Genomic DNA, 12,888 nt, shown 5'->3' with positions numbered 1-12,888 from the left:
TAGTTTATTTTACAAATTGCCATACTGATAATATGCTGAGCAAGCGCCCTCGTTTGACACCATGCACGCACCTATAGGGTGCAGCGGTGTACAGACCTTGCCGAAAACTTTACAATCCGAGGGCTTGCACTTGCCCTGCAAAACATCTCCGCAGCGGCAGGCTGGGTTTGGCTTGCCTGTTATTTTCGGCAGGGCGAATTTCTTTCGTGCGTCAAAGTCGGCATATTCGTCACGGAGTATCATGCCTGACATTGGTATGATACCAAGTCCACGCCACTCGCTGTCGCATGGGGTCATGACCTTTTCCATAAGCTTTATGGCGGCAGGGTTGCCCTCGGGCTTTACCACTCTAGGATAGCAGTTTCTGAAAAACGGCTCGCCACGCTGAGAAAGCTCTATGGTAACAGCAAGAGCCGTAAGAAGTTCAGCAGCCGTGAAGCCCGTAACAACGCCTGAAACGCCCTTTTTCACAAGCTCCTCGCACACGGCTGTGCCTGTGATAGCGTTGACATGGCCGGGATACAAAAATGCGTCTGCGCTTCCCTCCAAAGCCTTATAAGCGTTTGGCATGGTCTTGTTTGCACCAAGAATAGAGAAGTTTTCAAGTCCCAGCTTTTTCGCTTTTTCTACTGCAAGGCAGGCTGATGGGGTTGTGGTCTCAAAGCCAACGGCGAGAAATACCACCTGCTCATCCCTATGGCTTTCGGCATATGAAACTGCGTCAAGGGGCGAATAAACTGTCTTTATCACAGCACCCTTTGACCTTGCTCCTGCAAGACTCATTTCTGTACCGGGTACTCTTATAAGGTCACCGAAAGTGCATATCACCGCACCTTTTTCAAGGGCGAGCATACAAGCCTCGTCGATAAAGCCAATGGGGGTAACGCACACAGGACAGCCGGGACCTGAGATAAGCTCAACGCTCTCAGGAAGGAGCTTTCTTATGCCAAGCCTGAAAATCTCGTGGGTGTGAGTGCCGCAGACCTCCATTATGCGAAGCTTTTTGCCGTCCTCACGTTTGTAGGAGCTTATTATCTCCTTTGCATTTTCTATAGTGTTCATTGGATACTCTCCATTATCTCGTCAGTTTCTTCGCTATCGTCAGAGGTTATCTTTGCGATAGCCACCCCTGCGTGTACCATGACATAATCCCCTACCTCGAGATCGTCGATAAGGTCAGCAGATACCTCTCTTTTTGCACCGCTTGCGTCAATAACAGCAGTGCCCTCGTTTACACTTACTACCTTTGCAGATAAACCTACACACATATTAATACCTCCAAAAAATTTAATCTATATCACCAAGTCGAAATCACAGAGCAAAAAATGAGATACACAGGCGACCCAAGGTCGCCCCAGCTTATTGAAAAAGTTCGACAAAAGCGGGACGTCGAGGGCGCCGTCCCCTACAATTGGCGTAAATACGCTGTTTATATGTAGGGGCGAACAGCGTTCGCCTGTTATTTTGGTATTTTTAAACAGCCTCAGGCGACCAAAGGTCGCCCCTACAGAATAAGAAAATCATCGCCGCAGGCGATACCTTAATTCCTCACTCCTCACTCCTCATTCCTCATTCAGATAAAACGCCTGTCCCAAAGCTATACCACCGTCATTGGCAGGCACAAGGCTGTGGATAAGCACTCTAAGTCCCATTTTTTCAAGGCGGCACTTCACCATTTTAAGCAGAAGCTTGTTCTGAAAAACTCCCCCGCTCAAGGCACAGACCTTTACGCCTGTTCTCTCGCTTATGGTTCTGCACGCCTGTGCGGTCATGTCCGCAAGAAGTGAATGGAACTCATAGGCAAGGCGGTTTTTATCCTCACCATTTTGCATACCCTGGCAAAGACGCTTGATAAGAGCCTGAGTGCAGAGCATTATCCTGCCCTCTTTTTCGGCAGTGAGCTTTTCCATAGGCTCGTAAATGCCAAACGACTCACGGCTGAATTTTTCTGCCGCAAACTGCAACGCCATGGAAGCTTCGCCCTCAAAGGTTGAAGAACGCCTTATGCCAAGCACCGCAGAAGCGGCGTCAAAAAGCCGTCCTGCACTTGTGGAGCTTACTGCGTTTACTTTTTTCTCTGCCATTATGGACAGAAGCTTGTACTCTTTCGCTGTACAAATACCAAGCTTTTCACAGATCTCTCCGCCCCTTTCCCCATAGGCTGAGCCTGCAATCATTGCGGCGATACGCCAGCCCTCTTTAGAGGAAAGGTCGCCGCCCACCTGCATGAAGGGCTTTATGCTTCCCATACGCTCAAAGCCTGTGCGGTCGCAGAGAAGTAGCTCTCCTCCCCATATGGTGCCGTCTGTGCCAAAGCCTGTGCCGTCATATGATACGCCTATGACCTTTTCACTATAGTCGTTTTCTGCCATGCAGGATAGGATATGAGCATAGTGGTGCTGGACTTTTTTCAGAGGCAGGTCAAGCCCCTCGGCAAATGCAACTGTATTGTATTTGGGGTGCATATCACAGACTACGTTTCGGGGTGTTGCTTCCAGAAGTTCGCACATACGCTTTACTGACTCCTCAAGCGCCTTTACAGTGCGGATATCCGCCATATCCCCCACATAGGAAGAGAGATAATAAAGGCTTCCCTTTCTGATACAGAAAGTATTTTTAAGCTCACCGCCTATGGCAAGGGTCTGACCTTTATCACTGCATGATGTCATAACAGGCAATGGGGCATATCCTCTTGAACGCCTTATTATGTAAGGCTTGCCCTCAAATGTGTCCATGACAGTATCGTCTGAGCGTATCAAGATACGTCTGTTGTGGGATAATATCAGGTCGCAGAAGCCTGAAATCTCGCTGAGTGCGTCCTCGTCGCTTCGACAGATAGGTGCGCCACGGACGTTTCCGCTGGTCATAACAAGGCTGTCGGTCATTTCCACGCCGTCATCGTAATCAAAAAGGAGCAGGTGCAAAGGGGCATAGGGGAGCATTACTCCCACTGTAGGATTATCGGGTGCAACGCTTTCGCAAAGGCTTCCGCTAGTTTTTTTATCAAGAAGCACGATAGGCTTTTGCCAGCCTGTGAGAAGCTTTTCCTGCACTTCGCCAAAATCGCACTCACGCCTTGCGGCAGAAATATCCTTCAGCATAACGGCAAGTGGTTTTGCAGGGCGGTTTTTAAGCTCTCTGAGCCTTTTCACTGCGCTCTCGTTTTTTGCGTCACAGCAAAGGTGAAAACCGCCTATGCCTTTGACAGCGATTATCTTTCCTGCCATGACGGCTTCTCTTGTGGCTGTGATAGCCTCAGCGCCTTTCTTTTCACTGCCTATGATATAGACCTCCGGACCGCATTTGTTACAGCACACAGGCTGGGCGTCATAACGCCTTGTGGCAGGGTCGGTGTACTCCTCCTCGCAGTCTTTGCACATTGGAAAGTCAGCCATTGTGGTGCGAACTCTGTCATAAGGCATAGAGTCCATAATAGTGAGCCTTGGACCGCACTGAGTACAGTTTATAAAAGGGTGGAGATATCTTCTGTTTGTTTTATCGAAAAGCTCTCCCTTACATTTTTCGCACACAGCGATGTCAGGGGATACGAAAATATCACCTTTTTCCTTTTCGCTTTCGATTATCTCAAAGCTGTCAAAAGGCGGTTCGTCGGCATGGGCTGAAATTATCTCCATTATCACCGAACGCTCAGGGGGACGGCTTTCAAGGGCTTTTTTCAGCTCCTCCACAGCCTTTTCACTGCCCTGTGCGTGTATCTCAACATAAGAGCCTTTGTTTGCCACAGTGCCGCAAAGTCCAAGGTCTGACGCTTCACGGCTAACAAAAGGTCGGAAGCCCACGCCCTGAACGATACCATAAACACGAATCATCTCAGTTTTCATCAGATAAGCTCCCTGACGGTGTCCTTTATCTCGTCCTCTGCTTCACTGCTGAGAACGTCTATAAGCACGTCCTCAAACTCCTCGCCGTCCTGACCCTCATCTATGGCGGCATTTCTGAGCCTGCCTAACATTCTCACAGTATGCACTGTAGGTCTGCGACGAACGGAGTCCATGAGAATGTTCTCATAACCTCTGCCGTAAAACTGCTCCATATATCTCACCACGGCACTTGTCATGCTGATATCAGCCATGGGGTGTCTTTCCAGAAATCTAAGCAGGGGCAAAACTGCATTTATCCCCTCACCGCTTTCGTCAAGCTCCTCCATGCAGTTTTCAGCTTCATATTCAAACTCCTCTGAGCCGAGATATTCTTCAAGACGCTCTATAATTTCTTCTGTCATATCTTTTCACTCTCTCCCTGCAAAAGTCTGCCTGAAAGTCCGAAATGCGGAAAGTCTATAAACTCGCCGCTGAAATTTTTCATAACACGTCTGAGGGTCTTGTCTGCAATAACAACGTCATAGTTATCACCAACATTGTCGCAAAGGTCGCTTTCGTCTGCAAGGAAAAAATCACTCTGCTGCAAAAGCTCCTTTTTCTGCATAAAAAACGTTGCCGATGTGCAATGACACTTGCCGCTTTTTTCTGTGATAAGCTTTCTTACAGCGTCAGCCGCTGTTTGGTTATGTATCACAAGGACGTTTTTATCCGTAAAGTTATAAGCTTTTTGCACTATCTCCTCAGGCAGACAGCTTTGTGGATATTCTATCTCATAAGGCGTGCCGAACTTTTCTTTGAGATACTCCGCCGCCTTTATTGCCGCCGCTGAACAGACTATGTTCATCTCTGCCGCAGCCGCATTTTTCACATCATCAAGGGAGCTTCCCATGCCGTAGCATATAACATTCTCCCAACCCTTTGCCTTATATTCCGCCACTATCTTCTCGGGGCTTATGATACTAAGCTCCAAAGGCGTTGCACCTATAATGCCAAGCCTGCCTTTCTGAACAGGCTTGCTCTCAGTGGCAAAGGTCTTGAAAAGCTCTATCCACACCGGCTCTGAGCCACTGTCATAATAGTTCGTGCCTGTACACTCGGCTGTTATGCAAGGAAGTCCTGTTTTCTTCTCTGCCATTCGTTTCAACGCTCTCATATCTGTTGCGATGACAGCAGGCACAGGTGTGCCTATTATGGCGGTGAAAGCAGGTGATATCTGCTCACAGGCTTTGGAGAGCTTTTCGATAAGCCTGTCGTCACGTCCTAAAATTGCGTCCATATCACGAAGCCCCGCGCTGAAAACTGCGCTCTTTTTGGTAAACCACCTTGGCTCGTCAAAGCCACAGACGTTGCCTGCACAGCCGCCTGCGTCGCATATTACCATTAGTCCTCCAAGCTCGTAAAGCACTGCCGATGCACCTGATTGGTCAGGGGCAAAGGGTGACAAAAGCTTCAAAAGATTTTTCATTTATCCTCCGCTCCTTTCCAATCAAGCGCCTTTTCAAGGTCGCAAAACAGCTTTTTTACACCTGCATAGCCAAAAGGCTGGATCTCGTCATTGAAGTCTGCTCCTGCTATGTCAGGGTGATAATAGGCACAATCCTTGCCGATATAAACGTTCACCCTCTCGTCAGGCTCATAAAAGAGCATTGTTGGCGAGAGGTTTGAATATATTTTTGTTTCAGGGGAAAGCTGTGCTATCTTTTTCACAAAGCCGAAATTTCGCTCCCCCACAGTGCCGAATATCTCCGCCACCTTGAAGCCGTATCTTATAAGAGCCAATGCCATTTCTATAGGGTCGCAGTTGGAAAACTCGCCCACTGCAAAGCACAGCCCTTTATGCTTTTCTCTGAAATCATCTATAAGAGCCATTGTCTGCTCATAATACTCTTTATCGCAAAGCTCCGTTCCTATCGCCTGACCCAGCAGACGATACTGCGTAGATATCTTATCAGCCTGAAAAACTCTCGCAAGCTCTATAAAAGGTATGTTAAGCTCCTGCTCCATTTGCTGGGCGGCATATCTTGCTTCCGCATTGAGTACAAGAGAAAAATTTGCCTGCGACATCTGCTCATACTCCTCAAAGCTTTCGCACCTTGAAAGCTCCCTTATGGTCTTTACGCCTGCGCCTTTGAGCAGGCTGTAAAGCTCGCAGTCCTCCTGCAAGGGTGAGAAATAACCGAGGATATTCACCTCGTCAGACTTTCTCTTGCGAGGTTTCAGCAGTGAATACACCGATTTTCGCACTGAAGCCATAGGGGGCAGACGCTTTTCCCTTGTAAGGGCATACATATAGCATGGCACAACAGGCACGCCTGCTCGGTCACTGGATTTTCTGCACACTCTGTCCATATCAGTGCCGAGGAGAGCGTCAACGCAGGTTATACATATCATCACCGCTGAGGGAGTGTAATCAAGGCTTTGACATACCTCCTCCACGGCTTTCGGTATCTTTGTAAGGTGCCTGCCTGTGACGATATCGGTATCGTCAAGAAGCAGGTAGAAAAATCTGTCGCCGTAGCCGCTTTCCGCACTGAGCATAGTGGTGTTTCGTCCACAGCAGGCAGGAGCTACAAGAAGCATAACCGAATTTGGCACTGCAAGTCCTGCTCTTTTTACACCAAAGCCCTGCGCTCCCGGTGAATTGAATGCCAATGTTGCAGGAGAACTGTAGATAAGGTGCTTTGCCGAAAGAAGCTCGTCGGGGATATTATCTTTTCCCTTTTGGGCAAGCTCCGCCGCTGTTATGTAAAACGCTTTAGTCATCGTCGTCCTCCTGCATAAGGGTCTGGGCAAGCTTCAAAAAGCATTTTGCCGCCTGACAATCAGGCTCGCCCTCTATGACGGTCATGCCCTTATCCTCACATCTTATGATATCGTCGCTTCTTGGTATATCCGCAACGATATCAAGCCCTGCGCTTTCTGCAAAGGCTCTGACCTTTTCTTCCTCGCCCTCAACGTTTCGCCTGTTCATGACGATACCACGGACTTTTGCATAGCTTCTGTCGGCAAAGTTTTTCACCGCACTGTTTATATTATTTGCGGCATACAATGCCATTTTCTCGCCTGAGGTGACGATAAGCACCTTTGAAGCGTAGCCCTCTCTGATAGGTGCGGCGAAACCTCCGCACACAACGTCGCCGAGGACGTCATAAAGCACAACGTCAGGCTTATATTTTTCAAAAAGCTTTAAGTCTTCAAGCAGGCTGAACGTGGTGATTATACCTCTGCCTGCACAGCCAAGTCCGGGGGTAGGACCGCCTGTTTCTATACAAAGCACTCCGCCATAGCCCTCTTTTGATATCTCCTCTATGCTCTCAGGCTCATCGTCATGCTCTCTGAGATAATTCATCACAGGCATAACAGGCTCGCCCCCAAGAAGATTTATGGTGGAGTCAGCCTTTGGGTCACAGCCTATTTGTATAACTCTTTTCCCAAGACTTGCAAATGCGGCGGCAAGGTTTCCCGTAACTGTGGATTTTCCTATTCCGCCCTTTCCGTAAACGGCTATTTTTATCATAAAAGTATCCGTGCGAAAGCACGTTCCTCCTTTTTATAGGTTAAGTATTTTGCTTACATCTTTATCTATCAGATCGGGGATATCTTTAAGAAAACATCTTCCCGAAAAAGCAACGTGTGGCAGTGAAACAAAGCTTGCCCCTTTGCATATAGGTCCGAAAAGCGGGTCTGCTATGACGGTCTTATGCTGTGAAAAAAGCTTTTCAAGCTCTGCTTCTTCCTCACAGAAAATGTCCGTCCCTGACAGCACCTCGCTGTTTCTTATGCCAACTGTCGCCACAGTTTTTGCGCCAAGTTCAGCACCTAGGGAAGAAGCAAAAACGCTTTCCCCTGCAACTATCCTATGAGCATTCTCTACAGATTTTTCACCGCAGGAATTTATACAAACGCCCTCTGACACTGCTCTTTTCATGTCAGCGGAAAGCTTTTTGGAAAAGCTTTTCCCCACAGGCACGCCCACTACATATGGCACTCCATAGGTATCAAAAAGATACTTTGCCGCAGCTATCCCGTCTGAGGATATAACAAGGCTTACAGCCGCCTGTGGTGCAGTAGAAATCTCATTAAGACCGCTGTCCATAGCAAAACAGCTTTGCACTGAAAAACCGTTATCCAAAAGCCACTTTTTTATGGAGCTTACGCTTGTGTTCACTGAAAAGTCAAGAGGCGTTGCACCAATAATATTCACTGAATTTGCCTGCTTTTCTTTTCCCTCACGGCAGAATAGCTTTGCAATATTCAAGAAAGCTCCCTCTGCTCCTTGAAGATAGGAATGAGTGCCGTTGGTATCAACGAAAAATGTGGTCAGACCCGTTTGGCACTCTATCTCCTCAGAGGCTGAACAGTAGTCAAAGCCTGTCATTGCAGGCATTGGCGAACCGCAAATGGCTATGAATTTGGGTGAAAGCTCACCTGCCGCTTTCGCCACATCACGAATGAACTTGCCGTCATTGCCCATAACGGCGTCCGCTTCTGTTAGTGCAGAAATATATATCATGCTTTTGCGGTCATACCAGCGTGGCTCGTCATGAGTGGCGTAGGTGGAGTTACAGCCCGAAGCGTCATGGACGACGGTCATTCCACCAAGCTCATAAAGCGCCGAGCATACTCCCGAAGTATCCGCCGCATATATGGATATCACTTTTGCATTCATAGACAGCTTTCACACCCCCAGCCCTTGTGTTGTATCACCTTACGTCTGTCCTTTTTGTTTACTGCACCCTCAGCCATAAGCTCTGCAAGCCTTTTTATGCCCTTGAAGCCGTATCCACCGCCCCCTGCGACTATATCAACAAAGTTATCAGTCTGGCAGAAAAACGCTGCTTTCTGACCTACTGCAAGATATTTTTCTTCGCAATGTGAAAACTCCATTTTCACATTCACAGTAGGGAGAATTTCAAGGTCGTGGCAATGGGCTTTCAGCCACTCAAAATCTGCCCTTTCCTCCTCTGAAAAGCTGTCGGCGTAGCAACGCTTCACATTGAAGCCTTTCTCTGCAAGAAGTCTGCAAAAGCCAAGGGGTCTTGGCAGAGCGGTATAATCCACGGCTATAGGCATATTTTCCACTATCTCAAGGGCATTTGCAAGAGCCTTGTCGGCACTTTCCCTATCAGCCGCAAGGTCAGGCATCTTCACACCAAGCTGGGTGCAAAGCCTGCTGTAATTTTCCTCTATCTCATCATAGCCATAGCACAAGGGCAGATACAAATGCTTTGTGCCAAGTCGCTTTTCAAGTTCCTCTCCTGACGGCTTTGCCGTGGGTATATAGGTGATATTCAAAGAGCTTTCCGCCATGGAGAGATACTCCTCATAGGTCTTGCACTTTGTTATGTCAAGAAGCTCAAAGCCTGCTGAGTTTATTATTTTTACAAGTTCGGAGGCTTCGTCTGTGGCTCTGTCACAGCCTATTATTGCCGCCGTTTTAGGCTTCTTTTCGCACTTTTCAAGTGGCTCGTAAAGCTGTTTTCTCATAAGGCTGTCAGGAGAGATAGACTTTCTCATGGTTGGCGTCATGTAACAATCTATAAAATGCACCTGCGGAAACAATGCCGAAAGTTCGTCTATTATCATTTTGAAGTCACAGCCCGCAAAAAGGTGAACACAGCTTAGAAAAATCAAAACGCATTTTGGCTTTTCCTCAAGCCTGTTTATTATATCACTCACTCCGTCGATAACGTCCTGCTCCATTGTGCCGTCATACAGATCCTGCTCAGAAACAGTCACCCATGACATTCTGTCCATGGCATTCATCTCTGCCGCAGTGAGGATAACGCCCCTTAAACAGCCCTGTGCGCAGACAAATATCTGACGTGACTCAGGGATAAGCATACCGGTATGGACGATATTCCACACGCCCCTTGTTGGGGGATTATATTCAAGACCGCTTTCAAAAGGCGCAGGAAAAGCCGCCTTCGTTATATTTATGCCGCTCTCTTTTGTCATTTTTCTTCTCCCATACCGCACAGCTCGGCTATCTTATCCGCCAATGCTCTATACTGCTCTGCCGCAGTGCTGTCAGGAAAAGCTTCCATGACAGTTTTGTGCATATCCTCAGCTTCGCTCACAAGGTCGCTTCGGTCTATCTCGGCTATCACAGAGCTGTGAAAATCAGCCGCAAGTTCTGCCGCTTTTTCCTCCTCGTTTTTTACGTTGCGTTTATTGAGGATAAAACCGCCAAGTGAAGCATATCCACGGCTTTTGAAATTTTCCACCGCCATTGCGATGTTTGCGGCGGCATATACAGACATACTCTCGCCTGATGTGATGATAAACACCTTATCGGCATAGCCCTTTCGCATTGGCATTGAAAAACCTCCGCACACCACGTCTCCGAGAACGTCATAGATAACAACGTCAGGCTGATATTTTTCATATGCGCCCTTTTTTTCAAGCTCCTCCAAAGCGGCGATTATACCTCTGCCTGCACAGCCAAGTCCCGGCACTGGACCGCCTGCTTCAACGCACACAACACCGTTATAGCCTACCCTTACCATATCTTCAAGGTCAAAGCTTTCGCCTTTTCGCACAAGGTCAAGAACGGTGGGTATCCGCTCTCCCCCATGGAGAAATATGGTGGAGTCAGCCTTAGGGTCACAGCCTATCTGCATGACTTTCAGCCCTTTTTGTGCAAGTGCAACACTGACATTTGATGCCGCCGTTGACTTTCCTATTCCGCCTTTTCCGTAAAAAGCAAGCTTTATCATTATCTGTGATCTCCTCTTGATATCTTTATTTTATAGCCTATGGACTCCATTCGTCTTTCAAGGCAAGCCCTGCACTGTGCAGACTCGTCACCTGTGCATATCTTGTTGTCATAGAGCATATATTTTTTTCTCACTGCCACAGGGGACAGATTTGGCATTATAACGTTCGCACCTGACAGCACCCCTTGTTCTCTCCCTTTGGGGTTTATAGTACCAAGGGCTGTGGTGGCAGGCAAAAGAACGTCAGGGAGCATTATCCTGCAAATGCTCAGCAGAAAGAGAGTAAGCTCATATGAGCCTTGTGGACAGCTTCTGAAAGGCGTGTCTTTATGTGGGAGAAAAGGTCCAATGCCTATCATTTCGGGCTTGAAATCGCACATAAGCTCCATATCCTCAGCAAGACACTCCGCCGTCTGATACGGCGAGCCTATCATCATTCCACAGCCTGTCTGATAGCCTATCTCTTTTATATCTGAAAGACACTCCATTCGGTTTTTCCAAGACATTTCGGCTGGGTGGAGCTTTTTGTAATGCTCCTCGTCGGCAGTTTCGTGCCTGAGAAGATACCGGTCTGCACCTGCATTGAAAAGGGCTTCATAGTCCTCATGGCTTTTCTCACCTAGGGATAATGTTACCGCACAGTCAGGGTGGCGTTTTTTTATTTCTCTGACGATACAACAGAGCATTTCCCTGTCATAAAAAGCGTCCTCACCGCTTTGAAGCACAAAGGTACGGAAACCATAGCCGTAGCCCTCGTCACAGCACTGCAAGATCTCCTCAGCGGTGAGCCTGTATCTGCTCACGTTGCCATTTGAACGTCTTATTCCGCAGTAAAGGCAATCATTTTTGCAGATGTTTGAAAACTCCACTATGCCCCTTATGTAGATATCCTTGCCGAACATTTCCTGCGAAATGCCCCTTGCAAGCTCTGAGGCATATGCTCTGTCGTTCTCGTCATATTCTTTTATAAGCTTCACCCACTCTCCATGGGAAAGCTTTTTCTCGCAGTTTAGTTTATCAATAAGTTCTCTGACCGCCATTGTGATCTTCAAGCTCCTTTACAAGATGTGGAAACACCCCTATGCTCCGTTTGAGAATACCTTTCATGTAGGCAATTGCAATGCCATAATTTGTGAACGGCACGCCTGCATCATCTGCACATTTCATTCTGTAAGTAAGCTCTTTTGAGCCGAGCATACAGCCGCCACAGTGTATACAAAGCGCAAAGTCTGAAAGCTCCTCTGGAAAGCCGTGACCTGAGGACAATGTTATATCAAGTTCCTTGCCTGTGTATTCTTTCAGCCAGTTCGGAAGCTTCACAGAGCCTATATCACCGCACTGTCTGTGATGTGTACAGCCCTCTGAGATAAGCACCTTGTCACCGTCTTTAAGATCGTCGATAGCTTTCACGCCCTTCACCGCGGCGTCAAGAAAGCCCTTATATCTAGCCATAAGAATAGAAAACGAGGTGAGAGGGATATCCTCAGGAGTATCCTTTGAAACTCTTGCGAAAGCCTGACTATCCGTTATAACAAGTGCAGGCTTCTCTATCCTGCCAAGCACTCCTGAAAGCTCAGTTTCTCTTACCACCACTGCACAGGCGTTTGCTTCAAGAACATCTCTTATCGCCTGCTGTTGTGGCAGGATAAGCCTGCCCTTTGGTGCAGCGCTATCGATAGGGGTGACAAGCACCACCATATCGTCAGGCTTTATAAGGTCGCCCACAAGCTTCATTGTCATGGTGTCTGTTTCAGTAAGCTTTGCAACGGCGTTTTTAAGCTCCTCTATGCCTGTTTTCTCTTTTGCGCTGACGTACACTGCGCCCTCCTCTTTTGGGATATCAGTGAGCAGGTCGGCTTTGTTTTTGGCTATAATAAAAGGTATGTTTTTCTCTTTGAATATTGAGATAAGCTGTTTTTCGCAGTCGCCAAGGGGCAAAGTGCAATCGGTAACAAGAACTGCGCAGTCCGTTCTGTTTAGTATCTGCTTAGTTTTCTTCACACGAAGCTCTCCAAGCTCGCCCTCGTCGTCAAAGCCAGGGGTATCTATTATCACAACAGGGCCAAGGGGCAAAAGCTCCATTGCCTTTGTAACAGGGTCAGTGGTAGTGCCTTTCGTATCGGATACCACTGCAAGATCCTGATTTGTTACTGCATTCACAACGCTTGATTTTCCTGCGTTTCGTCTGCCGAAAAATCCTATATGTATACGTTCTCCGCTTGGTGCGTCATTAAGTCCCATTGCAAAAGCTCCTCTCAAAAAAAAAAGCCATACCCCTATGGATACAGCTTTTCTATAGCAAAACAAGACCACACGATAGTGCAGTT

At 47.6% G+C, this 12,888-nt stretch carries 12 protein-coding genes; all 12 read right to left on the bottom strand.

Annotated elements, in window-relative coordinates; all coding sequences use genetic code 11:
- Positions 1-9 precede the first annotated feature (9 nt).
- The 12 genes from hypD to hydF all read right to left on the bottom strand — a co-directional run bounded on the left by hypD (position 10) and on the right by hydF (position 12,802).
- Positions 10-1,062 carry a hydrogenase formation protein HypD gene (hypD, locus tag AB5627_RS07240; RefSeq protein ID WP_022287100.1) on the bottom strand — a complete coding sequence of 351 codons (1,053 nt, stop codon included), beginning with the start codon at positions 1,060-1,062 and terminating at the stop codon, positions 10-12.
- A complete protein-coding gene (locus tag AB5627_RS07235) occupies positions 1,059-1,268 on the bottom strand; it encodes a HypC/HybG/HupF family hydrogenase formation chaperone (RefSeq protein WP_022287101.1) in 210 nt (69 codons plus the stop codon). The genes hypD and AB5627_RS07235 overlap by 4 nt, the downstream gene beginning before the upstream one ends.
- A 294-nt stretch (positions 1,269-1,562) precedes the next feature.
- Positions 1,563-3,842, bottom strand: coding sequence for a carbamoyltransferase HypF (gene hypF / locus AB5627_RS07230; protein WP_022287102.1), 2,280 nt, complete (start codon positions 3,840-3,842; stop codon positions 1,563-1,565).
- The gene (locus AB5627_RS07225) at positions 3,842-4,243 is read right to left on the bottom strand and encodes a hypothetical protein (RefSeq protein ID WP_022287103.1); all 402 of its coding nucleotides are present in this window, start codon (positions 4,241-4,243) and stop codon (positions 3,842-3,844) included. The genes hypF and AB5627_RS07225 overlap by 1 nt, the downstream gene beginning before the upstream one ends.
- Positions 4,240-5,307: a nitrogenase component 1 gene (locus AB5627_RS07220; protein ID WP_022287104.1), complete on the bottom strand. Its 1,068-nt coding sequence runs from the start codon at positions 5,305-5,307 to the stop codon at positions 4,240-4,242. The genes AB5627_RS07225 and AB5627_RS07220 overlap by 4 nt, the downstream gene beginning before the upstream one ends.
- Complete coding sequence (locus AB5627_RS07215) at positions 5,304-6,605, bottom strand: nitrogenase component 1 (RefSeq protein WP_265290917.1); 1,302 nt, start codon at positions 6,603-6,605, stop codon at positions 5,304-5,306. Before AB5627_RS07215 ends, AB5627_RS07220 begins: the two co-directional genes overlap by 4 nt.
- On the bottom strand, positions 6,598-7,359 hold the full coding sequence (locus AB5627_RS07210; RefSeq protein ID WP_022287106.1) for an AAA family ATPase: 762 nt from the start codon (positions 7,357-7,359) through the stop codon (positions 6,598-6,600). The genes AB5627_RS07215 and AB5627_RS07210 overlap by 8 nt, the downstream gene beginning before the upstream one ends.
- Positions 7,360-7,392: 33 nt before the next feature.
- Positions 7,393-8,511, bottom strand: a complete 1,119-nt coding sequence (locus AB5627_RS07205; protein ID WP_022287107.1) for a nitrogenase component 1 — start codon at positions 8,509-8,511, stop codon at positions 7,393-7,395.
- The gene (locus tag AB5627_RS07200; protein ID WP_022287108.1) at positions 8,508-9,800 is read right to left on the bottom strand and encodes a nitrogenase component 1; all 1,293 of its coding nucleotides are present in this window, start codon (positions 9,798-9,800) and stop codon (positions 8,508-8,510) included. The genes AB5627_RS07205 and AB5627_RS07200 overlap by 4 nt, the downstream gene beginning before the upstream one ends.
- Positions 9,797-10,561, bottom strand: coding sequence for a nitrogenase iron protein NifH (locus AB5627_RS07195; protein WP_022287109.1), 765 nt, complete (start codon positions 10,559-10,561; stop codon positions 9,797-9,799). The genes AB5627_RS07200 and AB5627_RS07195 overlap by 4 nt, the downstream gene beginning before the upstream one ends.
- Positions 10,561-11,601: a [FeFe] hydrogenase H-cluster radical SAM maturase HydE gene (hydE, locus tag AB5627_RS07190; protein ID WP_368369760.1), complete on the bottom strand. Its 1,041-nt coding sequence runs from the start codon at positions 11,599-11,601 to the stop codon at positions 10,561-10,563. The genes AB5627_RS07195 and hydE overlap by 1 nt, the downstream gene beginning before the upstream one ends.
- Positions 11,579-12,802 carry a [FeFe] hydrogenase H-cluster maturation GTPase HydF gene (hydF, locus tag AB5627_RS07185; protein WP_117892841.1) on the bottom strand — a complete coding sequence of 408 codons (1,224 nt, stop codon included), beginning with the start codon at positions 12,800-12,802 and terminating at the stop codon, positions 11,579-11,581. The genes hydE and hydF overlap by 23 nt, the downstream gene beginning before the upstream one ends.
- Positions 12,803-12,888 lie beyond the last annotated feature (86 nt).

Origin of the sequence: Ruminococcus sp. RTP21198st1_G1_RTP21198_201120, assembly GCF_040924265.1 — a bacterium.
In the GTDB taxonomy this organism is placed as follows: domain Bacteria; phylum Bacillota; class Clostridia; order Oscillospirales; family Ruminococcaceae; genus Hominimerdicola; species Hominimerdicola aceti.
This window is presented reverse-complemented; position numbering and strand designations above follow the sequence as displayed.